The following is a 25,753-nucleotide window of genomic DNA, read 5'->3' on the forward strand; positions in this document are numbered from 1 at the left end:
TTTTTACCTTAGAGCGTGCAGTTAAAATCCTTTACCAAGATGCCGGGAAGCGAAGCTCCTCCGGTGCTTCTGCTGCCGTAGGTGCCGGTGTTTGCAAAGATGCGGCTTTCCTTTGTTACGGCCAAAAGGTTTTCCCCGAACATATTGTACAAGGATTCGTCCCAGCGCATATCGGCAATGGGGGCAACGATTTTTCCGTCTTCTACCCAAAGGCAGGCAAAGCGGGTCATTCCCGTAACGCGGGCCGATGAGGTATCGCTCCAATTTAGGTAGTTAAAGTTCGAAATATAAATACCCGTACCCAGCTCTTTTACGGCATCAGCTTCGTTTAAGTTTCCCGTTCCGATAATTATTGAACGCATACTTTCACTTAAAGGAGCACCGTTGGATTTTACCCCGTACTGGGTTTCGGTTCTTAAACTGACCAAGGTATTTTTAAGCTTACCCTTTTCGATTATGCTTAATTTTTCGGGGGCTAACTCTCCATTTGAGTTAAAGGCAGGTTCAAGCCCAAGTGAAAAGTCCTGAGTCAAATTAAACTTATCTGAAAAATGCTCCCTTCCCTCTTTTAAGGCAAGGTAAGCACTTGAGCCTTGCTGCATACTCCTCTCGCTAAAACCGTTCCACGAAAAAAAGTCCGTTACATCAAGAAGGGCATCGGCACTTATAAATGCCTTATATTTTCCGGGAGCTAATTTTTTTTGAGGCGTATGTAAAACCTCCAAGCCCTTTCGAGCTTGCTCTATCTTTACCTTATATTGAGCATCGCTCCATTCCGTTCCCGAATAAAGAGATTTTATACCGCGGCCGTTTTCGAGCCAGACCGAATAATCCAAAACAAAGGTTTCGGTTTGAAACCAATGGCTTGCCCCTGCTGAAGTTATAACACCCTTACAAATAACGCCCTGAGAATAAAGGCCTGCAAAGTCAAGGCCTTTAACGGGAGATAAAATAGTTTCGGGTATCTTATCTTCGGGCAAAAGTTTTCCCGTGTATATTGCCGAAGAGGTTTGCGAGGCTTCCGGGATTGACTGGTACTTGTCTTCGGGCAGAAGCATTATAGAGTCTCTAGCTTCTTGAAGAGCCGCTGCAGCCATCCTCTTATCCTTTTCCATACTCATCTGAATACCGAAACGGAAATCATGGGTGCGGTTCTTTTTCCAAAAAGTGCAAGAAAAATAGCCTTGATCAACCATTCCGTTTTGGCGTACCTTAGCCTTGCTAAAACGCATAAAATAGCTCTTTTCGCCCGAAAAAGAAATCGAAATTTTTTCTCCCTCAAGCAGTTCCGAAAGCATAAAATCGGCAATCGATTCAAAATATTCTTTAAAACTCATTTTCATTTTCCGCCTCCAAAAACTTCTACATCAGAAAATGCGCATACAGGACTTGCGTGTCCTACACTGATAACCTGATTCGGTTCTCCCTTACCGCAGTTAGGCGTTCCGTAAACATGGAATGTGGATTTGTCGCCTACGGCACAGAGGTTTCGCCAAAAGTTTTGAGATACGCCTCGGTAATTCGGGTCGCGTACGGTTTTGGTAATTTTTCCGTTTTCGATTAATTGGCCGTATTCGCATCCGAATTGAAATTTATTGCGGTAATCGTCTATCGACCATGAGCGGTTCGATGTCATAATAATTCCTTTTTCGATTGAAGAAATTATTTGATCAAAGCTGCTGGTTCCCGGTTCAAGGTTTAGGTTTGCCATTCTGTCTATCGGCGGCCGGTTCCACGAGGTTGCTCTTTGGTTTGCGACCATCTTGTCCGGCGGAACGGGTTTACCTGCATAGAGGCGACCTGCACTTTCGAGGCTTCCCAAGGCACAGACTAAAATTCCGTCCTTGATTATAAAGGTTTTCTTTGCCTGAGCTCCTGTTTGATCGGCGGCAAAGGTGGCAAGCTGATATGGAATTGTAGGATCGTAGCAGATATTCATAAGCTTTGAGCCGTATTGGAAGCTTCCTATATCTTCAGGCTTTATAAAACTGCCGCCAGCAAAGTTTCTTTCATCACCTAAAATGCGGTCAATTTCCAAGGGGTGGCCGACGCTTTCGTGAATTTGTAAAAGCATTTGGTCGGGCATAAGAACAAGGGTACGCCTGTCGGAAGGACAGGACTCGGCTCCCAAGAGCTCTATTACTTCATTCCCAACCCTTTTAGCTTCTACCTTGGATTTGGCAAAGTTTAAAAACTCATAGCCTCCCTGAAAGGTACGGGCACCTGAGCCATTATAAGTCCGTCTTTGAATTATGTCCCCTCGGCGGGCAGCAGCACCGAAACTTGAACCTATTGTGTAAAAATCTTGTAAGATTTTTGCCCCGCCTGAGCTTAAAAGCTCTATCATCTCTTCGCCTAAATTTACATAAGCATGAGTGTCAATAACTTCATCAGAGACTTTTAAAATATTGCATATCTCAAAAAGATAATCGAAAATTTCCGTTTTGGAAGGGCGGGTCTTTTTACCCCTAAGAGTCTCGTATTTTAATTCCGTATCCGGCCTGACATTTTTGTCAAAATCGGCAATTTTAAAGGCTGAAGCGCTTTGAGCGGCATTAAAAGCTTGACAGGCAGCTTCGGCGGCCCCTTGAGGCGTCATATTTTGAGTTGCCCCATAAGCAATATGCCCCTTATACAAGACTTCAACCATAAACCCCTGATCAGTCGAATAACCGGAAGATTCAAAAGCTCCATCCTGAGCCGCAAAGAAAGTTTCCCTTGTGCGGTGAATGCGTAAAGTTACAAGCTCCGCCTTAGGAACGGCGTTTTTTGCAGCTTCAAGCAGACTTTCCGATGTATAAATCATATTTCCCCCTAAATAATTACTAGGGATATTATATCAAAAAGAGGCAAATTTTGCAATTGATTTTTTACAAGATATAGGCTATAAAGTATTCACAATACCTTCTAATTCTGTTTCATTGATGGTATAAACCTTATCAAAAAAAACTTTATACCTATAAAAACCTTTAATCAGATGGTTTGTACCGGATAAATTTGCCATACAATCACTAATCATGTTTATTGATGAATTACGCTCTTTTTCAAAAGAAGAATTTTTCTTTTTATTGTATACAAGAATATAGCAGCAATCTTTTCTTATTTCGCTTAATGTAGTGTTAAGAATATCAGTTAAAATTAATAAACTTTCACTTATTTTACTGCGTATTTTTTCCTTTTCAAGTTTAGAGGTAATGTTTCCATTCTTAAATTCGATAAAAACTAATCTGTTTTCTTTCCGATAAAGAGCATCATTTGATCTAAAACTATCATCAGATAAACCTTGGTAGTTTTTTATAATACGATTTACATACTCATCTTTTATTTTATCAAAATCATATACTTCGATGGATAAATTAGTTAGATAAATTTGATTGGCAGAATCATAGGAGGAGTCTTCTAATGTTGTTGTAAAATTATAGTCTTGTTCTAAAGCTTGAAAATTCAACATTTAATCTTCAGAAAAACTTTTTAAGTTTTCCAGCTCCTGTAAGGGTTTGTATAACAAATTATAAATAGGCTCCAAATTAGCTGAAACATCTTTCATACTTATTAAACCATTCTTATTTTCTTGTGTCAAATAAAATTTGGGGTTGTTTATCTTCTCTTTTTTAGAATAAACCTCTATTGCATGAATAAAATAAGGACTATGAGAACTAATCAAAATATGCATTTTATATTCTTTCTGCAAAAGTACTATTATTTTAGCCAATACTATTTGCCACTCAGGATGTAAATGGATTTCAGGCTCATCAAGAATCAAAGTTCCTTTTTCCTCTAAGTAGCCGTTTAAAAGCAATGTTTTTATGATTGTAAATGTCTTCAAGCCTGTAGACAAATTTGCTATACTTATTTCCCTACCATCAAAATTACTTATAAAAGATAAAATTCCCGACTCCTGTCTTACCAAAGAACCGTCACAAACCTTATTTAATTCAGCGTAGATATTTTTTAAATTACCTTCTACCAATAAGTCATTTATAGCTTTTTGTACAGACAGAGTATCAATATTTTGTCCGATAGTTTGCTCTTCAAACTTATTGTGCAGTAATTTTTTTTCGATACTTGACCTATGAGGTATGCGGTTAAATCTTCTCAATACTGAGACTCCGTCTAACACAAAAGGATCATCAATATAAATAGCCTCATGGGTTAAATTAAGCGGATTTTCCAATTCGGTAATAACATTATCTTTTATTATTATCTTTACATTTTCATCCTTAACCTGTAAATTTATTGAGGCACTTTTTTTGGTAGCAAAATTTTGAATTTGACCTTCAAATTCGGAGTTAAATAAATTTTCCAATATTTTTTTATTTATATCTGCTTGAGAAAGCGTCAAAATTGAAAAAAGACGGCTTATATCAATTCCTGTATCCTTAACAAAATCGTTACCTAGATTTTTAGTAATTATATCAGTGATTATTTTTTCAGTAATATTTTCCCTATTTTCAAGAAGTTCTTTTATTGTATTCCTTATTTGCCTTAAATTTACTCTTGGATATTCAATAAAGAAGTCAAACGAAGACATTTTAAAAACGCTATCAATATTATTTTTAAGAACTTCTTCCGATTTTGTTTTGACATTATAAAAACTGTTAAAAATACAATACAAAGTTTTACTTATAGTGCTCTTGCCTGTATTGTTTAATCCGGCTATAAGGGTTATAGAATTTAATTCTATTGAGGCTTTTTCTATTTTTCCTACATTGGAACAATCTAATCTCATATAAATACCTATTATACCAATATCGGCTAATTTTTAAATATCTTTAAAAGCCGATATCCTTTTACTCAAAGCTGTTTTTATCGGCGGCGCCGCTGACATCGACGGGGTACTTTCCGTCAAAGCAGGCACAGCAAAAGCGGGTGTTTGCTCCGGCATCTTTCATCGCCTTGAGCATACTTTCTTGGGATAGATAGACTAAGGAGTCTGCACCGATGTGTATCCTGATTTCTTCAACCGATTTTTTGTGGGCGATGAGGTTTTCGGGGTCTCCCATATCTACACCCATAAAGCAGGAGTATCGTACCGGAGGAGAAGATATTCTGATGTGTACTTCTTTTGCACCTGCTCCCCTAAGCATTTTGATTAAGGGCCCCATGGTGCTTCCGCGGACAATACTGTCATCGACCACTACGATGCGTTTTCCTTCGACAGCTTCGGAAAGAACATTGAATTTCATCGCAACGCCTTGGTCACGCAATTTTTGGGTAGGCTGAATAAATGTGCGTCCTATGTAGCGGTTTTTTGAAAAGCCCTCATCATATGGAATACCCGATTCTTGGGAGTAGCCTATGGCTGCCGAACGGGACGAGTCGGGAATGGCTATAACTATATCGGCCTCAACGGGGGAGCTTTTTGCAAGCTCCTTGCCGAAATTTACACGGGATACGTGAACCGAAGCATTGTTCCAAACCGAGTCGGGGCGGGCAAAATAGACATACTCAAAAATACATGGGGAAAGAGGCTCCTTAGGCGGAATGCGCATACAAAGCTCGGCTCCGTTATCGACAAGCTTTAGAATCTCACCGGCTTTTACCTCAGTAACATCCCTACAGCCCAGCGTTAAAAGAGCACAAGATTCGCTTGCCGCAACCGATACACCATCCTGAAAACTTCCGACACAAAGAGGCCTGAATCCCCAAGGGTCTCTGGCTATGTAAATTCCTTCAACCGTTAAAACGGCAATCGAAAAAGCTCCTTCCCATTCTCTCATACATGAAGCTATACGCTCAGCCCAAGAATCGCCCTTGGCAGCGGCAAGCATCATAATCATAACTTCGGTATCGGAGGTAGAAGAAAGCCCCACCCCTCTTTCCAAAAGTTTTTGCCTTAAATGCGGAGCGTTTACAAGGTTTCCGTTATGAGCAAGGGCTATAGGCCCGTGCATTGTTTCTATATAAAAGGGCTGGATATTTCCAAAAGAAGAAGAACCTGTAGTTGAGTAGCGGGTATGGCCTATGGCAGCATAACCTTGAAGGTTCGATATATCGTGTTCGGTAAAAATGTTGGAAACAAGGCCCGGTTTTTTGAAGACTCGGATATGTTTTCCGTTTGAAACAGCCATTCCGGCAGCTTCTTGTCCCCTGTGTTGAAGAGAAAAAAGAGCATAAAAAACCGAGCGGGCAGCGTCATCCGGCCTGAAAGGCAGCCTTTCCGGATTTTCCGTCTTATAGGAGTTTGAATCCCAGACAGCTGCGATCCCGCATTCTTCCCCTAAACTCGATTTAAAAATATCATCCTTGCTCATTTTCTCAAATTCTCCTAAATCTAATCAAAAAACAACAAAGGGAGACCTTTCATCTTTCAGAAAGAGCCTCCCTTCTTCGGCATTTTAAGAACTTTTAAACCAGATCGATTAATGAAAGTCTTTAGGTCGTCGTTCAACTCTTTTACACTTTGAACATTCTGCAATATTTTTAATCTTACCGTTATCGACCATTGTTTTTAATACGATGTCTCCGCCGCAGGGACAATTAAATTTTTGAGTAGCAGCAGCAGTTCGTGAGTTTTTACTTGCACCAGCCATACTTGCCTCCTAGTAAAATATTATAGATTATAGTTATATCAACCGAATAAGTATAAAAAAAAACGGATTTTATGTCAATAGTGATAATATAAAAATCAGATCCTTTTCTTCAATACAAAGAAGAGCCAAATGCTGCTTATTCCGTTTATCAAAAAACCAAAACCTATCAAACTTGCAAAGAGGCCTGAAATGCTTGCAGGATTAAAAAGCCCCGAAAGCCCTATTAGGCATACAATTCCGGCAAAAATCAGCCAAAGCCACCACAGCTTCACACCGTATCTTTTTAGATCAAAGGACTTTTTGACCTCAACAGCTCCCAAACAAATCAAAAACAGCCCGAGGACGAGCCCGATAAGACCGAGAACGGCACTTGGATTTACCAGACACAAAAGCCCCAGTCCTATAAGAATGATACCCAAAACCAAAAAGGTATTCATTTTGATTGAAAGGAACTGATAAATTTCGACAAGTCCGTAAACGATTAACGAAATACCTACAATAGTCACAATAATTCTTGTTATACTGTCAGGGTTAAAAATACATACAAGCCCTAAAACTGTAGACATCACGGCAATAGCCAAAAAAATCATAGAATAAGATAATTTTTTTTCAGACATATATACTCCTTATAAATAATACGATATTATAACGATAACAATTTTTTCTTTAATGCATCACCGAGCATCTCCAAATGCTGCTGTAAAATTTTAGTAGGACAGCCGACATTGATTCTTTCAAAACCGTCTCCTTCAGAGCCGAAAACATAACCTTCATCCGTAAAAAATTGAGCTTCATTATGCATAAAATTTTCCAAAGTTTGGTTATCCATTCCGAGGGCTCTAAAATCAATCCATTGAAGATAAGTACCTTCGATAAATCGGCTTTTAAGCATAGGAAAATTGGAATCAAAATAGTTTTTAACCAGCTTTTGATTAGTATCGAGAACTTGAAGAAGCTCATCAAGCCATTTGTCGCACTGAGTATAAGCTATTTCGCAAGCTTTAAACCCGAGAACATTTACACTTGAAGATCTCATCCTCTGAAGCATATCATAATATTTTGTTCTAAGATTTTCATTTTCGACAATTATATTTGATGTAGCAAGTCCTGCAACATTGAAGGTTTTTGAAGGAGCAGTCGCAGTTATGGTATTTGAACCTATTTCTTTGGAAATACTTGCCATGATGGTATGTTTATAGCCGGGCATTACAAGGTCATTCCAAATCTCATCGGAAAAAACTATAACATTATTTGCCAAAGCTATTTCGGCAAGTTTTTTTAATTCCTCTTTTTTCCATACACGGCCGACAGGATTATGAGGAGAGCAAAATATCAAAAGTTTATTTTTAGGCTGCTTTGCCAAACGTTCAAATTTCTCATAATCTATTGTATAATAATTGTCCTTATCACATAGAAGAGGACAATTTACAAGCTCCCTGTCATTCATTTCGATTGCCATAGAAAAGGGATAATATACCGGCCTCATAATTATTACGCCGTCTCCTTTTTCGGTAAAGGCATTTACTGCAGCAAAAAAAGCATTTACAACACCGGGAGTCTGAAGAATCATTTCGGCACTTACGGTATAATCATGCTTACGCTTAAGCCAATTTATTACGGCATTATCATAATCGGGGTATCTCATAGAATAACCTAAAATCAGTCTATCGAGATAGCTTTTTAAGCCTTCAGTTATTTCGGGCGGGTTTTTAAATTCCATATCGGCGACGGAAAGCGGAATTATGCCGTCCGGAACATCCGGATTCCATCGGTACATAAGTTCCCACTTAGCGGAACCTATGTTTTTTCGCGGAAGAGTATTTTCAAAATCATACTTTCTTGTTTTATTGATTGACATTTATTTTTTCCAGTTTCCAAATTTCATCAACATAATTTTGAATAGTCCTGTCCGAACTGAATTTTCCTGAGCGTGCTATATTTAAAATGCATTTTTTTGCCCAAGAATGGCGGTGATAATACTCGCTTATAATCTGCTCGTGAGCTTTTTGATAGCTCTTAAAATCGGCAAGAATATAATAAGTATCGGGCCTCTGTCCTTCAACACCGTAAATCAAAGAATCGTAAAGCCCTCTAAAGGTTTGTTCTCCCGGCAAGGTATAGGTCCCGTCAATAAGCTGATTGACGGCCTTTTCCAGTTCGGGATTTGCTGCAAGATATTCCCTAGGATTATAGGTGTTTTCCTTGTCCATCTTTAAAATCTCTTCAGCCTTAAGCCCGAAGATAAATTCATTCTCTGCTCCGGCTTCTTCGATAATCTCAATATTAGCCCCGTCAAGGGTACCGATGGTTACGGCTCCGTTAATCATAAATTTCATATTGCCCGTACCGGAGGCTTCTTTTCCGGCTGTAGAAATTTGCTCCGAAATATCGGCAGCAGGGAAGATTTTTTCCGCAGCAGATACGCGGTAGTTTTCAACAAAGACAACTCTTAATTTTCCGGCAACCCTGTGATCGTTATTTATTCTGTCGGCAACCGTGTTGATGAGTTTTATTATTTCCTTTGCACGCCTATAGGCTGCCGCAGCTTTTGCTCCGAAGATAAAGGTTTGCGGAACAGGGTCATAGGACGGGTCATTGATAATTCTATTATAAAGGGTCATTATATGGAGAATGTTCAGTAACTGCCTTTTATATTCGTGGAGGCGTTTGATTTGAACATCATAGATAGAATCGGGATTGATAAATATGCCTTGATTTTTTTCAAGGTATTCGGCAAGCCTGATTTTGTTTTTATGTTTAACCTCGATAAAACCTTCTAAAAATTCTTCATCATCTATAAAGGCTTCAAGTTTTTTTAATTCATTTAAATTAGTTATCCAGCCGCCGCCTATGTATTTTGTGATAAACTCGGAAAGCAGAGGATTGGCCGTTAAAAGCCAGCGCCGCTGAGTTACTCCATTTGTCTTATTGTTAAACTTATTCGGATAGAGGTCGTAAAAATCGGCGAGTTCTTTGTGCTTTAGAATTTCGGTATGAAGAGCGGCCACTCCGTTTACCGAAAAAGAGCCGGCTATGGCAAGACGGGCCATGTGAATTTTTCCGTCAGCCATAATCGCCATATTATTGTGCTTTTTCCAGTCCCCCGGATATTTTTCGTAAAGCTTTGCCAAAAAACGCCTGTTTATTTCTTCAACGATTTGATAAATCCTAGGCAAAAGTTTTTGAAAAACATCTATCGGCCATTTTTCCAAGGCTTCCGCTAAAATCGTGTGGTTTGTGTAAGCAAAAACCTTCTTTGTAATATCCCAAGCGGCATCCCATTCAAGATGATAATCGTCCATCAAAATACGCATAAGCTCAGGGATTCCCACAACAGGATGGGTATCGTTTAGCTGGATTACAACATAGTCGGGCAGCTTGGTAAAATCCGTACCTTCTCTATGTATAAAGGAGCGTATAATATCCTGTAAACTTGCAGAAGTAAAAAAGTATTGCTGTTTTAAGCGTAAATTCATTCCGGGCGGGCCCGAATCATTCGGATATAGAATACAGGAGATGCTCTCGGCATCTATCTGTTTTTGGAAGGCCCTGTTATATTCCATGCTGTTAAAAAGCGGAAGATCAAAGCCGTCATCGGAAGAAGCTTCCCAAAGGCGGAGGGTGTTTACCGTGTCCGTACCGTAACCTACAATCGGCATATCATAAGGGGTGGCAATAATTTCTTCTGCCCCATTTAGATCATAATAGAGTCTCCCGCTTTCGGAGGTTCGGGAAGAAGGAATACCTCCAAAGTAGACCTTAACGCTCAAATCGGAGCGGCGTACCTCCCAAGGGTCGCGGGCAAAAAGCCAGCGGTCGGGATATTCGACTTGATAGCCGTTTTCGATTCTTTGTTCGAACATTCCATACTTATAGCGGATGCCGTAGCCGTGCCCGGGATAGTTCATGGTTGCAAGTGAGTCCAAAAAACAGGCAGCGAGTCTTCCCAAGCCTCCGTTTCCTAAACCGGCATCCGGCTCTTCATCTTCGATAATTGAAAGAGGTTCGGAGATTTCATCTGCAATCTCTTCAATGGTTTTCCGAATGCCCATATTGTTTATATTATTGATTAAGGCACGCCCCATCAAAAATTCGGCTGAAAGATAATACATCCTTCTAACGCCGGTTTTCTCTTGAGCATTCATAGTCTTAATCCAGTTCGATTGAATCAGCTCCATAACCGTACTGGCTACGGCATCATAAATCTCTCGGCGGGTAGCCTTATCAAGGCTTTTACTGAAATTTCTCTTTAAGCGTCTTATTACGGAATCCTTAACTTCTTCTTTTGAAATAACCAAGCTTCTACCTCCTTCTTATATATTCATACTACTCTATATTTATTGTATGTCTTTTTTCAGATAAAATCAAGGCTTTATTAATTGGGGGCTTTATATTTTTTTAACAACAAATCTTATATATGTATCAAAGCCAAGACTCTCATAGAAACACTTTGCATCTTCGTTCAGCTCCCAATGAGTCAACTCGATTTGTGAGGCTTTTTCTTTAACGGCAATTTTTTCAATTTCTTTCATAAGGGCCTTGCCGATTCCCTTTCGTCTGTATTCAGGTGCTATGCCGATTTGATCGATATGTATTCCTCTATAAGCTTTTCTAAAAGGGTTTTCTTGATAATCCCGAATATAAAATAAAGCATAACCGGCATCTTTTCCGTCACAAGAGACAATATAGCAAAACCAATTTTCTTCTTGTAATTGCTTTTTAAAAAAGTTTAATGTTTCATCATATGAAAAAGGTTTAAAATACTCAGGATACAATCTATAATGAAGCTCTTGTACATCTTTATTCATTAATGCGATGTACTCTGCATCTTTTGATAACCTAAAACTTAAATCCATAATTTTCCCTCCTTATATTTTATGATATTCGAGGTAATAATGGAGCTACTACCTCAAGTCATCCGCTTAAGCGTTTTTCCATTCTTTCTATCGCCCTGATATGAATACGGTCATGCCAAATAGTTCTACGAATTACTTTTTTAACCGTCCAATCCTCACTCTCATTGCGATACAGCTTATTGCCCTCTTTTAGATATTTTTCCTTTAGTTTTCCTATAAATTCCATACGATTGAGCCGGAGTTCATCGGCTATATCCATTTCAGTACCGATTTGATTTAGATAGTAGTTTTGAACATTAACAATGTGACGATATTGATCATTAATTGTACAATACACATCACCGTAAAAAGTTTTCCGCTTCATCGTAATGTCAATTAGCGATTTATTCTTCATTCTTTTATATATTTCTTCGGTTTTTGTTCCGGAAAGTAAAACTTTATCACACCAAAAAAGAAAATCGTCTTGCTTATCAAAATCGATTAGCTCCGAATCAAATATAATATCGGAATCGGCATCTTCAATGTGTAAATCGGATTCTTTTATTTCTTCATTTATTTGCATATCGACAGCTCTTTCAAAATTAAGCCATTCATTATATAAAGCTATTTCTTTATTGACTTTCCCCCTAGCCTCTTCCAGTGTCTTCCCCCGAATATAAGCCCCGGGTAAATCTTTTATCCAACCAAGAAAACCTAAGCCGTTAGTTTCGTAGATTATGTGCATTAAAGACTCCTTATGAAAAAATATTATCGATGCATTTTTTATGCTTCATTCCAATTCTTTCAGTTTTTACGCTCACTCATGTATTTTTTTACTTCGGCAGGAGTCAACATACGTATCTGTGTATGCGGATATTCTTTATATTTCCAAACGGTAAAAAGGGGAGCGGTTTGTTTGCATTGTTTATCTTTATTCTTTTTCAAAAATAAAAGCAGATCGTCATAAGACGGAAAAATTTTATATGATTTTTTGCCCTTGCTGTTTTCTATTTCGTAGATACCGCAGGCCTTTTTTTCGGTATAATCCGCAGTACGCAAATAGAGTTTTGCAATTTCCAATGATTTAAACGGGAAATTCCATCTTTGCAAACCCCGTTGCGGATCATGTTCAATACAAATACATCGGCCGCATGTTCCGCAGATATATTGCGTATGATTTTCCAAGCAATCTACGGGATTCAGTAATGGGGTAATTCTGTTTTCGTTTACATAGCATTCTTTACACATAGTATCCTCCTATTAAACCTTAGCTCTGCTTTTTGCTGTTACACATGGAACATCGATACGTAAAACAGTAACCTGTTTTGTCATCTGTTCGGTTATTTCAAAATCTCTGCCTGTCTGTGTTTTCATCAGCAGCTGCAAGCCTAAAATCTTTTCTTTTTCATCTTCAACAAAAACAGCTGTACCGTCTCCCATAACGCTTGCATATTCCGATCCGTACTCACACGGAATTTCTCCTCCGGAAATAATCACAGCTTCCGTTTCAAGCTCGATAAAAACATGCGGGTTCTTGTTGATAATATCCAGCTTCCGCCCTTTTTTTGCGCAGTGCACATATAAAGTCAATTTGTCTTCGTTAAATATAAAACCGTACTGCATCGGCACTACATACGGCCGGTCATTATCGATCATGCCGATATGTACAACCTTTGCTTTTTCGATAATTGATTGTATTTGCCGATTGTCCGTTACTGCCCTGTCTACTCTTCTCATAAATAAACCTCCCAATCGAATTACAAATTACTCATCAGCAATTAGTTATGTATTTTCTCCACGGAATAAAGCGGTTGACCCGTTTACTATAAGATTTATATTCCTCTCCGAAGCGTTCTGAAAGCCATCTTTCTTCCGTGAGCTTCATAAAATAACAAGGAGATGTTCTTGGTTTTCTTTTTTCATCCTATATAAAATCCTTCATAATTTTTTAAAGAGAAGATATGCGGCCACTGCCTGAACTTTTAGTCTCAATAACAGGATTACCCTTATAACGGACGGAACCGGAGCCGCCTATATCGGCTTTTAAATGCCGTGTAACCCATACTTTTGCAGAACCGGAGCCTGAAATTGAAATATCCGCCTTTTCGGTTTCAAAATCCGTTGTTTTTATATCCCCTGAACCGGAGATATCCGCTATCATATTTTCGGCCTTCCCTGTTGCGGAAAAATCGCCTGAGCCGGATACGTCCACCTTTAGAGTGTTTACCGTAATATCGCGTGCAGTAATATTACCGCTGCCTGCGATATCTATCGACATTGAATCTTTAGGCATATTGAATGATGAAATGATAGCTGTAAGTGAACCGGCTGTCTGCAACTTTATTAAAGCAGGCATTGTGATAGAAACTTTACACTGAGTCGGTGATATGCTGTACCCCGATTTAAAACCGATGTTAAGGGTGGTGCCGGCAACTGATATATCCAAATCGGGGAAAATATTTTCATCCGTTTCAATTTGCATGGAAAAGGTTTCGCTATACCTTATGTCGGCAGTCCAACCGCCGGAAATGGAAAGAGCATTAAAATTGTTTTGAGGGAATGATTTAGTTTCTATCTTTCCGTTTCCTTTGATCACTTCACCAGAACAGGAAAAAGATTGGCAGCTTATACAAATAACCAAAAGAGCCGTTATCGTGGCAGCTTTTACAACACCGATTACTTTGACTTTATTCATAAAAAATCCTTAAGATAAGTTTCTTTTTATTTATAGTACTTTAAAATATCGGATATGTCAATGCTGAAAAAAACCTTTGTAACAATCAGGGGATTCCAAAGGGCTACAAGCCCTTTGGAAGATGTAAAGAGTGTTCTTAATTATACATCATTTTTCATTTTGATATTCTAATAATAATTTTCTACTCTTTTCTAAATCAACTTTTAATTCATTGCCCGTATCAATCAATGTGGACAATGTAGAATATGCTTTTTGCTTAAGTCCCGAGTAAACGGCGATAAAACCTTCTTGTTCTACGGCATTAAGTACAGCTTGTCTAAGTTTTTGATTTCTAAATTTACTACCATCCTTTAAATTAAATGCTGCATAAATAACAGAATTTGAACTTCGTTTAGAAACCAATACTTTTGCATCACCTTCAAGAATCTCAACCTTATCATCATCAACTGCAGGAACAAAATCAACTTCTCCAGCTCTAAAAGCGCCTACTGCAGAGGCATTATCAGCAATAACCTTATAGGTTATCTGTTTTATTCTTGGCTCATGCTTAGAACCAACCATATATCCGGGGTTTTTCATAAAAATTATATCATATTCGTTCTTTTTAACCAGAATATATGGACCGGAACACCATAAAGTATTATTATATGTACTTCCTTCCGTTACTGTTGATTGATCACCATAAATTACATCTTTCTTGGGATCATAAGTTTTAACATTTAAATCTTTATTAACCTTTGTAACTTGTTTAACTGATGTAATTCCGGCTGATTGATGAGCTAAAAAATTTAACACTTGCGGAAATGGTCTTTTAGTAATTATTCTTATTACTTGATATACACCGTCCTTAGTATTTGCTTTAGTTTTATCGGCTGTCAGAGCTTTTATTGATGTTGGAGCAGACTCTTGCAAAGCACTCAATATGGATGTATTAGTTCCCGATTTTTTACCGGTCTTCAGTATATTTAAATCCGTTATAGCTTCTATACTTTCCATACTTCCATGCAAGGTAAAAGTCCTATGATCCGGTGCACTATTTTTGTCTCTTGCATTATTTAAAGAAAATATTACATCATCAACCCCTACTCTTTCACCGGTGTTAACGACATTTTTGTTTTTATCCACGGCTGCAAAATATACATCATCTCTAAGTAAGAAATAATACTCCTTATTTCCTTCGGCTATAACATTACTATATGAAAGAGAGCCCTCAGCAATAATATCATCTTCATCAGTTAAATTAACCAATCTTACATACATATTTGTATTCAACTGATTAATTGAGCCGTCATTACCTTTTATCGGCCATAAAGATGTCAAATTTGCAGTATTTTGTGTCAAAATCAAAGGACGTTTTTCATTTAAAGAAGAATCATTATACTCAAATTCTTCCCAAACCAAAGAGCGTGATTTAGAATGTCTAACATTATTCTTTATCAATTCTTTGTTATAAGCCAATATTCTCAAGTTAGAATAAAGAGGAACAATATAGGCTTTTTCCGATACAAGATAATTTTCCAATTCTCTGTAAGTCTCAACATATTGCTCCGGCGTTTCTGCTGCGGCTTTGTCTATAAGTTGATCGACTTTAGCATCTGAAACCGGTAAATTATTATAATCTCCACCGGTCATAAAAAGGGACCTCACAGCATAATCAGGGTTACCTGTAACTGTAGTCCAACCGGTTATTGCCAAATCATAATCGCCGGCTTTAAGCGGTACTAAATAACTTGAATAGTCAGGCTGAGTATTTAATTCTACATTAAAGCCTGCTTTTGTTAATTGATCCCGTAAAACATTTGAAGCTTTGCTCTGATATGACGATTGAGATAATATTCTAATTGTCTCAGTCTTATTTCCAGAAACAGCTTTACCGTCTCCACCTGCAGCTGAATTTTCTCTAGTTTTACTACCGCAACTGGTTAAAAGTGCAATAGCTAAAACACATCCCAATAATCTTCCTTTCATCTTAATCCCCCTATTTATATAACTACACCATGTTGTCAACATAAGTAGTTTTAATACTATATTCAATGATACATTATTGATACATATCTGTCAATATCCAGTTTTATTTATTAGGTATTACTCATATTTACAATTACCGTTTTCTATTTCATGCCATCTATGACAGGCTACAAAATGATCACAAGCAACATTTTTCAATATGGGTGTAATCTTGGAACATATTTCTATTGCAAAAGGACATCTGCTTTCAAACCTACACCCCTTTTTAGGGTTAATCGGACTTACTATCTCTCCCTTAAGTAAGATCCTTGAAGTCTTCTTGTTAATGGTTATTGAAGGTATTGCACTAAGTAAAGCTATAGTATATGGATGGAGCGGTTTATAAAAAAGTTTATTTTTGGGAGCTCTCTCAATAAGTTGACCCAAATACATAACCCCAATTTCATCCGATATATGTTTTACTACAGACAAATCATGACTAATAAACATATAAGTAAGGCCTATCTGCTTTTGTAATTGCATAAGTAGATTCAATATCTGTGCTTGAACAGACACGTCCAAAGCTGAAACAGGTTCATCACATACTATAAATTCAGGATTCATAGCTAGAGCTCTAGCAATAACTATTCTTTGTCTGCGTCCGCCATCAAATTCATGAGGATAATTATTGTAAGCTTTTTTAGATAAACCGACTAAAGACATAAGTTCAAGTATTCTCTTTTGTAGAGCTTGTTTTTCTTTAAATTTTTTATGTATAGTTAATGGTTCTCCTATAATTTGAGATACACTCATCCTTGGATTTAAACTGGCATATGGATCTTGAAATATAATCTGGAAATTCTGCCTTAGTTTTCTCATCTCTTCACTATTAAAGTTTGTTATATCCATTCCATCATATAAAATACTTCCGGCAGTCGGCTCATGAAGTCTTAGTACGGTTCTTCCTAAAGTCGATTTACCGCAACCGCTTTCTCCTACTATACCAAGAGTTTTCCCCCTAGGTATAGAAAATGAAACATCATCAACAGCATGTAAATAACCACTTACTAAAGGGAAATATTTTTTCAAGTTTCTTACCTCTAAAAGAGGTCTTTCATTTGTTATATCTTGAATATTATCATTAAAAAACTCAGTCTTATGTTTTATATCAATTTTATCTATAGCTGTATTTTTATCCTCATCGGTATTAAGAACAAATTTGCTTATATCAAAGTGGCATCTATACATATGATTATCACCTTTAATTCCCGGTTTTTCTTTCATACATATATCTTTAGCATAAGGACATCTAGGATAAAAATAACACCCATCAGGAAGTTCCGATGAATTTGAGACGCTCCCCTTTATCGGACTTAGTTCGGCAACATCTTCATCAATTTTTGGAATAGAACCGAAAAGACCGACTGTATACGGATGTTTCGGTTGCTCAAAAACATCCTCAACATTTCCGCTTTCCACTATTTCACCGGCATACATAATACATACTTTATTACAAGTTTCAGCAACAACACCTAAATCATGAGTTATCAAAAGCATAGACATATCAAATTTTTTTATCAAATCCTGCATTATATTTAATATCTGTGCTTGTATTGTTACATCTAATGCCGTAGTAGGTTCATCGGCTATCAGTAATTGAGGTTTACACAATAAGGCCATTGCTATAACAACACGTTGTTTCATACCTCCGGAAAATTGATGCGGATAATCATTATAACGTTCTTTATTAATACCTACTGTCTCAAGCATATCTACAACTCTCTTTTTGATATCTTGTTTCGGCATTTTTTCATGGGTTTCAACAACTTCTTCCAGCTGCTCTCCAATTGTCATAATTGGATTTAATGCGGTCATAGGGTCTTGAAAAATCATAGATATACCATTTCCCCGCACTATTCTATTTTCTTTTTCCGTATTTCTTATTATGTTCTTTCCATCGTAGTATATCTCTCCGTCTACAATTATTCCGGGCGGATCCGGTACCAGCTGCATAATAGACAGGGCCGTAGTTGTTTTACCTGCCCCTGTTTCTCCAACAAGCCCAACAACTTCGCCTTTTAATATTTCAAGATTTAAACCATTTACAGCACGATATATTTCATCCTCTGTCACATAATGAACATGCAGATTTTTTATACTTATTACCGTATCTTTTACTTTATTATCAACCATACTATCACCTATTTTAATTTAGGATCTAAAGCATCCCTAAGACCATCACCAAAATAATTAAATGCTAAAACAATCAGTATTATTGCTATCCCGGGAAAAATTGCTATATGCGGACTAGTTTCCAAAAAACTGCTTCCGGCCTTTAATATATTACCCCATTCAGGAATATGAGGCTCTACGCCCAGCCCTAAAAAACTAAGAGCACTTGTTGAAAGAACTGCTGCACCTATCGACAAAGTAGCCCTTACTATTATAGGAGCAAGTGAATTTGGAATAATATGTTTAAATATTATCCTAAGATCTCTTGCTCCACAAGCTCTTGACGCTTCAACAAATTCTTGATTGGAAATTGTCAATACCGTAGCCCTCATTGTTCGAGCATATATTGGTATATATGCAACCGACAAAGCCATTATTAAATTGAATGTATTAGAACCAAACGCAGCGATTATAGCAATGGCAAGTAATATCCCCGGCGTTGCATAAAGTATATCCAGTAATCTCATAATTACATTATCTACATTTTTCCCATAATAGCCCGATATGGCACCAAGGAAGCAACCGATTATAATAGGAATTCCTGTAGATATTATACCGACTGTAAGAGAGATTCTGGCGCCGAATACAATTCTAGTAAATAAACACCTTCCATAGTCATCCGTTCCAAATGGAAATTGTAAACTTGGAATTTGCTGTATTGTGCTATAATTATTCTCTACTGCATAAGCATAATCAAATGTAAGATAGCTGCATATTGATATGGACATCAAAAAAACTATAAAAAACAAACCTACAACTGATACATAATTTCTAAAAATTCGTTTTAAAACATCTATCCAGCCTATACTAGCTGCAGAATTTTTGTGAAATTTTTTGAACAGTATCATAATACCTAATATAAATGAAAATAAATTACCTGTAGCTGAAGAAAGTATTAAAATTATCGCAAATGGAACTGTAAATCTACCCAAATTACCTGAACTTATTTTTGAAGACAATAAGATAGTAACAATATTAAATAATGCTAGTAATAAAAGTATACCAATACCTATAAAAAAAAAGTTTGAAATATATTCTTTAGCCAAATTCAAAAGAGATATTACTACAACAACAAATGTTATTAAAAAAGAATATACTGCTAAACAATATTCAATACTTTTTTCTCTTTTTATAAGCATAAAACCGGCATTAGATAATAAAAAATTACCTGTAAGTATAAAGGGGATAAAAAGATAACCGCATTTCATGGTTTTACTCAAAACTTTCCCATTTTTAGTAAAATCTTTTTTTATTTTTTTACAAACTATATATTGTAAAAACGAACCAATAAAATATACTATAAAAACTATACCCGGCACAAGCCCAATTTCTCCTGTTTTAAAATTATATGAAGAAAAAGCAAATATAATAGATACAACTAACGAAACCTGCCATGCAAGTCTTGCTGTTGCATATTCGAGACTGTTCCCTAAAAGCCTCAAATATCTTTTATTTAAATAGAAATCTTTATCGACCACAATGCATACCCCCATCTAGTCTATAATTTTATGAATTTTTTATTTTTGATTTTATCCTAGGATCCAACATTGCATATAGTATATCAACCATTAAATTCACAACACTGATAACAACAGCAATATATACGACTCCAGCTAATACAACAGGAACATCAGGTATAAACTGCCTATCAACAATGAAACTACCAAGACCGCGTATATTAAAACTTTTTTCGGTAACGGCTGAACCGCCTAATAGGGCACCAAATTGAAGCCCTATAACCGTTATAATCGGAATCATTGCATTTCCTAAAATATGCTTTATTGTTACCCTATAGGGAGATAAACCTTTTGCTCTTGCCGTTAATATATAATCGGAATGCTTAACCTCTAACATAGATGAACGGGTCATTCTTGCAACTGTAGCACTCATTCCAGTACCTAGTACTACTGCAGGCATTATTAAAGACTGCCAATTACCCACAATATATGTTGCCGGAAGCCAGCTCATTTTTATAGAGAATTGCAAAATTAATAATAGGGCAAGCCAAAAATTAGGTATAGATAAGCCTATCAATGCAAAAAACATGAATGTATAATCAAAAGAAGAATATTGTTTTATAGCAGACATAATTCCTGCCGGTATAGCTATTAATACAGCAATGAAAACAGAGCAAAATGCTATAGTCAATGTTATAGGAAATTTTGTTGCAATTTCAGTAGAAACAGACATATTTCCAACATATGTGATACCCAAATCAAAAGTTATAAGCGATTTAAAAGTTGTAAATAGTCTTGAAAAATATGATGCATTTAAACCATATACTCTATTAAACTCTTCAACTTGTTCCGGAGTTGCCGTTTGACCTAAAATATTTACCGCAGGATCCATAGGAGAGAAATACAGTATAGTAAAGACCATAAAAGTAACTCCAAAAATCACAAATACCATCATAAATAATCTTTCTAAAATATACTTTTGAATTGGTCTAGTATATATATAGAGAAGCACATACATTGGAAAAGAAATGATAATGGAAAGGATTAGAAATACAGGATTTTTAAGTGTATCAAGAAAAAAATCTAAAAATGTTATCTTCTTCACTGAATTATGTTCACAAAGATAATTTATTTTCTCATGATACAACTCATTATATCTTTTTTTTGCATTTTTTTCAGCTTCTTTTAATATCTCAGCTTCAGACATAACTTTCTTAAAATACTCATTCTTACGGACTACCTGTTCATAAGACTCTTTTAACAAATTTTCCATCATATTGGTATTTTGAAGTTCTTCATTTACACTCGCAATAATCTTACCATATTGATTCATTGCAGAAGAAGATTTAGTAATTTTTTTTATCAAATATTTGATGTATACAACTAAAAAAGAAAACACACCAAACAAAAGAATCCACAGTCTATACTTACGGTTCATCCAAGCTTTAATAAAGCTATTATTAATAAATTTCATAATCAGCAGGATTATATTATCAATTATGTGCAAATGTCAATAGGGAAAAATTGCTGTAGAAATTTCGCCCTCCCCTCTCCTCCCAACCTTTGAATTTACCTTAATCTTTTTTTTCATCTCAACCAAAGAATAACCTAAATCCTATGATAATTTGCGGGATTCCAAAGGGCAACAAGCCCTTTGGCAGTGCGGGTACAACCAGCAAAGCTTCGAGGTAAAGAGGGATGGGGTCATAGGGGAAGGGAGGTAACCCCTGCTCTGGACGGGGGCTCCTCCCTTCCCCTAGATTTTAGAGATCATCCAAAAAGTTTTCTTCTTCGATAAGTTCTTTTTCTTCGAGAGCTTGAGCAGCTTCGGCTTCAAGTCTGCGGCGTTCAAGGATTTCGTTCATCTGAACATCCAAGTCACTCTTGTTTTTATCGAAAAGTTTAATATCTCGGTACTGCTTCATACCTGTTCCGGCAGGAATAAGATGTCCGATAATTACGTTCTCTTTTAGGCCGCGAAGCTCATCCGAAGAACCTGCAATAGCGGCATTTGTAAGAACCTTTGTGGTTTCTTGGAAAGAAGCAGCCGAAATAAAGGAGTCGATGTTTAAGGCTGCCTTTGTAATTCCTTGGAACATAGGTCGGGCAACTGCAGGCTGACCGCCTTCTTCCTTAACCCTCTTATTTTCCTCATGGAAGCGGTATTTATCTATCTGCTGGTCAAAGATAAACTTGGTATCTCCAACCGAAACAATCTTTACCTTTCGGAGCATCTGACGTACGATTATACCTACGTGTTTATCGTTGATGGTAACGCCCTGAGCATCATAAACTTCCTTGATTTCCTTCATCAAGTAGTTTTGAAGGGCATTTTCACCGAGGATATTTAAAATATCGTGCGGATCAAAGCTGCCGTCACACAAGGGCTCGCCGGCTTTTACCGTATCTCCGTCACGGACAAGCATTCTCTTTCCGATAGGAACCAAGTGCTTTACATCATGACCGTATTCGTCACGAACCATAATAGTTCTCTTGCCCTTGAGCAAGCCTTTCTTTATGGTAACAACACCGGCAATAGCGGCAAGAACGGCAGGCGACTTTGGTCTGCGGGCTTCAAGGAGCTCCGAAACTCGCGGAAGACCTCCGGTAATATCCTTTGTCTTTACCGACTCTTTTGCTATCTTTGCAAGGATTGCACCGGCCTTAATTTCCTGACCTTCTTCAACCAAGAGCTGAGCTCCTCCGGGGAGGAAGTAAGAGTCCTCACCTACGGTGTTACCCGATTCATCTGAGATAAAGATGCGGGGCTGCATCTTATCGAAGTGGGCATCGCTTATTCGCTTTTCGACAACCCCCGTTTCCTCATCGGCTTCTTCTTTTAAGGTTGTACCGGGAAGAATATCTTCAAAGCGGACAAAGCCGTCATATTCCGCCAAAATGGGATCGGCGAAGGGGTCGAAAGTACCTACCGTTTCTCCGGCCTTTATAACATCATTTTCTTTTACTACAACCTCGGAACCGTTTCTTATCTCTATTGTCTGCTCTTGACCTGTCAAATAGATAATATTATCTCTGACTTCGGCAATGGCTATATTTTCCGAAAGCACTTCCTTTCCGTTCTTTAATGTATAAAGAGGGTTACCCTTTACTACCCTTGTGCCTGTACTTACAAGGGCTGTTTCACCTTTTTTAAGAGCATACTCATTCAATACCCTGCTGAAGGTAAACTCGCCTTTTCTTGTAAAGAGGAAGTGTCCGTTTTTAAGCGTTACATAAGAACCCTTTATACCGCGAACGATGATAGAATAGTCGTTAAATACGATCCTGTTCTCTTCAACGTTTTTAGAAGCCGTACCGCCCTCGTGGAAGGTACGCATCGTAAGCTGTGTACCGGGCTGACCGATGGACTGGGCTGCGATAATACCTACAGCCTCCCCTATTCGGACAATTCTGTTTCGGGCAAGATCCCGTCCGTAACATTTTACGCAAACACCGTGCTTGGATTCGCAGGTTAAAACGGTGCGGAGCTTAACGGTTTCAACACCGGCTTCTTCTATCTTCTTAGCTGTCTCATCGGTAATATACTCGTTTACATCTATGAGAAGCTCTCCCGTAATTGGGTGAATAACCCTTTCCAGAGTGTATTTTCCGGCAATACGCTCGCTCAAAGATTCACGGATTTCGTCTCCGCGTTTAATTGCGGCATATTCTATACCGTTGATGGTACCGCAGTCTTCTTCGTTTACAACTACGTTTTGGGCAATATCAACAAGACGGCGGGTCAGGTAACCTGCGTCAGAGGTTTTAAGAGCCGTATCGGTCAAACCTTTTCGGGCACCGTTAGTCGAAATAAAGAATTCCATAACGTTTAAGCCTTCTTTAAAGTTCGATCTAATCGGAAGTTCGATGATGTCTCCCGTAGGCTTGGACATAAGACCTCGCATTCCGGCAAGCTGATTTATCTGATCCTTAGAACCTCGAGCACCCGAAGTTTCCATCATGTGAATCGTGTTAAACCCACCCTTGTCTTCTTGCAGACGTTTCATAAGAATTTCTTTAAGATTGGAGTTTGTCTTCTGCCAAACGTCAACTACACGGTTATAGCGTTCTTCTTGGGTAATGTGGCCGCCCTTATACTGGTTATAGATTTCCAAAACCTCTTTGTTGGCCTTTTCGAGCATTCCGGCCTTTTCAGGAGGAATAATCATGTCTTCCATACTCAAAGTTGCACCGAAATATGTAGCATACTTATAGCCGACAGCCTTGAGCTTGTCCAAAAGCTGAACAGCCAGCCACGGGCCCTTATCCTTAAAGACGTTCTCTATCAGTTTTCGTATTTTTTTATCGTTTAAAGCATAATTTGTAAAGGGAACGCCTTCGGGCATTTCCTCATTAAATAGAATCCTTCCCGGTGTAGTTCTTACGGTTTCAATCTTACCGGGTTCCGTTTCATAGTCGATTAAAACGGGTTCCTGCCAGCCTACGGCATGACATTCTGCGGCCATCAAAACTTCTGCAACGGAAGAATATCGGCGCTCTTTTTTACCTTCAGCCAAGGCTCTTTCCTTTGTAAGATAGTAAAGACCTAGAACCATGTCCTGTGTCGGGAAAACTATTGTTTTTCCGTTTGCAGGGTCGAGAAGGTTTCGGGCTGAAAGCATCAAAGTCCAGCACTCCATTTGAGCCGCCTGAGTGAGCGGAACGTGGATAGCCATCTGGTCTCCGTCAAAGTCGGCGTTAAAGGCCTTACATACAAGAGGATGGAGGCGGATAGCCTTTCCTTCTACCAAAACGGGTTCAAAGGCCTGAATACCAAGCCTGTGGAGGGTCGGAGCACGGTTTAAAAGAACAGGATGTTCGCTTACAACCTCGTCAAGGACTGCAAAAACTTCGGCAGCTTCCTGTTCTACGAGGAGTTTTGCCTTTTTAATATTGGAAACAACTTCCTTTTGAACAAGTTTTTTCATTATAAAAGGCTTAAACAGCTCCAAGGCCATCTTAGTGGGCAGACCGCACTGCCAAAGCTTGAGCTCGGGGCCTACAACAATAACGGATCGGCCTGAATAGTCGACACGCTTACCTAAGAGGTTTTGGCGGAATCTTCCCTGCTTTCCCTTTAAAAGATCGGAAATCGATTTTAGAGGTCTGTTTGAAGCTCCTTTAATGGCCTTTTTGCGCTTTGAGTTATCGAACAAGGCATCGACCGCTTCTTGGAGCATTCTCTTTTCGTTTCTGATAATAATATCGGGGGCCTTTAGTTCCATGAGCTTACTCAAACGGCTGTTTCTGTGAATAACCCTTCGATACAAGTCATTGAGGTCGGAGGTTGCAAAGCGGCCTCCGTCAAGCTGAACCATGGGGCGCAAATCCGGAGGAATAACCGGAATAACATCAAGAATCATCCATTCGGGTTTGTTGCCCGATGCCCTGAAATTTTCAACTATTTCGATTCTGCGCAAAAGGCGTTGATCGCTTTTTGCACCTTTTTCAATCATTTTAGCACGAAGCTGGGCTGCAAGCTCATCCAAGTTTATATTTTGAAGAAGGGTTTTAATAGCCCCAGCTCCCATACCTGCGGTAAAGGCAGCTCCATAGCGTTCATGAGCATCCCTGTACTCATCTTCGGTTAAAAGCTGCATGGGTTCCAAGTCGGTATCGTTTGCATCTATAACGATGTATTTTTCGTAGTATAAAACAGACCTGAGGGCTGCAACCTGTAGGTTAAGCAAAAGTCCCATTCGGCTAGGTACCGAGCGGTAATACCAAATATGAGAAACGGGAGCTGCAAGTTCTATGTGTCCCATGCGTTCACGGCGTACCTTAAAGTGAGTAACCTCAACACCGCAGCGGTCGCAGATAACGCCCTTATAACGGATTGATTTAAACTTTCCGCAAAAACATTCCCATTCCTTTGTGGTTCCGAATATTCTTTCGCAAAACAAACCGTCCCTCTCCGGACGCAAGGTTCGGTAATTGATTGTTTCAGGCTTTTTTACTTCCCCATAGGACCAAGCCTTTATAGTGTCGGGTGAAGCAAGCCTTATCATCAAGCTGTCAAAATCCTGTATATCTCTCATAATCTTTCCCTCTCCT

The 25,753-nt window shown here is 38.2% G+C and carries 19 protein-coding genes and 2 pseudogenes; all 21 read right to left on the reverse strand.

Annotated features, from left to right (window positions below; genetic code table 11):
- Positions 1 to 8: 8 nt before the first annotated feature.
- Complete coding sequence (locus tag HGJ18_RS08390) at positions 9 to 1,343, reverse strand: TldD/PmbA family protein (RefSeq protein ID WP_253695744.1); 1,335 nt, start codon at positions 1,341 to 1,343, stop codon at positions 9 to 11.
- Positions 1,340 to 2,806 (reverse strand): TldD/PmbA family protein, encoded by a 1,467-nt coding sequence (locus tag HGJ18_RS08395; protein WP_253695746.1) that lies wholly within the window; start codon positions 2,804 to 2,806, stop codon positions 1,340 to 1,342. The genes HGJ18_RS08390 and HGJ18_RS08395 overlap by 4 nt, the downstream gene beginning before the upstream one ends.
- 78 nt (positions 2,807 to 2,884) lie before the next feature.
- Complete coding sequence (locus HGJ18_RS08400; RefSeq protein WP_253695748.1) at positions 2,885 to 3,451, reverse strand: hypothetical protein; 567 nt, start codon at positions 3,449 to 3,451, stop codon at positions 2,885 to 2,887.
- Positions 3,452 to 4,729, reverse strand: coding sequence for an AAA family ATPase (locus tag HGJ18_RS08405; protein WP_253695750.1), 1,278 nt, complete (start codon positions 4,727 to 4,729; stop codon positions 3,452 to 3,454). It lies immediately after the preceding gene.
- Positions 4,730 to 4,790: 61 nt separating this feature from the next.
- Positions 4,791 to 6,254, reverse strand: coding sequence for an amidophosphoribosyltransferase (purF, locus tag HGJ18_RS08410; protein WP_253695751.1), 1,464 nt, complete (start codon positions 6,252 to 6,254; stop codon positions 4,791 to 4,793).
- A gap of 108 nt (positions 6,255 to 6,362) precedes the next feature.
- Complete coding sequence (locus HGJ18_RS08415; protein WP_002667639.1) at positions 6,363 to 6,533, reverse strand: hypothetical protein; 171 nt, start codon at positions 6,531 to 6,533, stop codon at positions 6,363 to 6,365.
- A 95-nt stretch (positions 6,534 to 6,628) separates the two neighbouring features.
- Positions 6,629 to 7,150, reverse strand: a complete 522-nt coding sequence (locus HGJ18_RS08420) for a DUF308 domain-containing protein (RefSeq protein ID WP_253695753.1) — start codon at positions 7,148 to 7,150, stop codon at positions 6,629 to 6,631.
- Between the two features lie 26 nt (positions 7,151 to 7,176).
- Complete coding sequence (locus tag HGJ18_RS08425; RefSeq protein ID WP_253695755.1) at positions 7,177 to 8,391, reverse strand: MalY/PatB family protein; 1,215 nt, start codon at positions 8,389 to 8,391, stop codon at positions 7,177 to 7,179.
- Entirely contained in the window at positions 8,378 to 10,831 is a 2,454-nt protein-coding gene (locus HGJ18_RS08430) for a glycogen/starch/alpha-glucan phosphorylase (RefSeq protein ID WP_253695756.1), read from the reverse strand. The genes HGJ18_RS08425 and HGJ18_RS08430 overlap by 14 nt, the downstream gene beginning before the upstream one ends.
- Positions 10,832 to 10,921: 90 nt before the next feature.
- Positions 10,922 to 11,389 carry a GNAT family N-acetyltransferase gene (locus HGJ18_RS08435; protein WP_253695758.1) on the reverse strand — a complete coding sequence of 156 codons (468 nt, stop codon included), beginning with the start codon at positions 11,387 to 11,389 and terminating at the stop codon, positions 10,922 to 10,924.
- A 58-nt stretch (positions 11,390 to 11,447) separates the two neighbouring features.
- A complete protein-coding gene (locus HGJ18_RS08440) occupies positions 11,448 to 12,113 on the reverse strand; it encodes a hypothetical protein (RefSeq protein WP_253695759.1) in 666 nt (221 codons plus the stop codon).
- A 59-nt stretch (positions 12,114 to 12,172) separates the two neighbouring features.
- Entirely contained in the window at positions 12,173 to 12,616 is a 444-nt protein-coding gene (locus tag HGJ18_RS08445; protein WP_253695761.1) for a hypothetical protein, read from the reverse strand.
- Positions 12,617 to 12,628: 12 nt separating this feature from the next.
- The gene (locus HGJ18_RS08450) at positions 12,629 to 13,105 is read right to left on the reverse strand and encodes a pyridoxamine 5'-phosphate oxidase family protein (protein ID WP_253695762.1); all 477 of its coding nucleotides are present in this window, start codon (positions 13,103 to 13,105) and stop codon (positions 12,629 to 12,631) included.
- Positions 13,106 to 13,139: 34 nt separating this feature from the next.
- Positions 13,140 to 13,256 (reverse strand): annotated as a pseudogene (locus HGJ18_RS12925) (methyltransferase family protein); the annotation flags it as partial.
- A 60-nt stretch (positions 13,257 to 13,316) separates the two neighbouring features.
- Complete coding sequence (locus HGJ18_RS08455; RefSeq protein ID WP_253695764.1) at positions 13,317 to 14,063, reverse strand: head GIN domain-containing protein; 747 nt, start codon at positions 14,061 to 14,063, stop codon at positions 13,317 to 13,319.
- Between the two features lie 147 nt (positions 14,064 to 14,210).
- Positions 14,211 to 16,031 carry an ABC transporter substrate-binding protein gene (locus HGJ18_RS08460; RefSeq protein WP_002674081.1) on the reverse strand — a complete coding sequence of 607 codons (1,821 nt, stop codon included), beginning with the start codon at positions 16,029 to 16,031 and terminating at the stop codon, positions 14,211 to 14,213.
- Between the two features lie 117 nt (positions 16,032 to 16,148).
- Positions 16,149 to 17,258, reverse strand: coding sequence for an ABC transporter ATP-binding protein (locus HGJ18_RS12940; protein WP_495573979.1), 1,110 nt, complete (start codon positions 17,256 to 17,258; stop codon positions 16,149 to 16,151).
- Positions 17,253 to 18,203: pseudogene (locus tag HGJ18_RS12945) on the reverse strand (ABC transporter ATP-binding protein); the annotation flags it as partial. The pseudogene HGJ18_RS12945 and the gene HGJ18_RS12940, both read right to left, overlap by 6 nt.
- An 8-nt stretch (positions 18,204 to 18,211) precedes the next feature.
- A complete protein-coding gene (locus HGJ18_RS08475) occupies positions 18,212 to 19,720 on the reverse strand; it encodes an ABC transporter permease (RefSeq protein WP_253695766.1) in 1,509 nt (502 codons plus the stop codon).
- A gap of 28 nt (positions 19,721 to 19,748) precedes the next feature.
- Positions 19,749 to 21,173, reverse strand: a complete 1,425-nt coding sequence (locus HGJ18_RS08480; protein ID WP_253695768.1) for an ABC transporter permease — start codon at positions 21,171 to 21,173, stop codon at positions 19,749 to 19,751.
- Positions 21,174 to 21,462: 289 nt separating this feature from the next.
- Entirely contained in the window at positions 21,463 to 25,737 is a 4,275-nt protein-coding gene (rpoC, locus tag HGJ18_RS08485; protein WP_253695769.1) for a DNA-directed RNA polymerase subunit beta', read from the reverse strand.
- Between the last annotated feature and the right edge of the window lie 16 nt (positions 25,738 to 25,753).

It is taken from the genome of Treponema denticola (assembly GCF_024181405.1).
In the GTDB taxonomy this organism is placed as follows: domain Bacteria; phylum Spirochaetota; class Spirochaetia; order Treponematales; family Treponemataceae; genus Treponema_B; species Treponema_B denticola_D.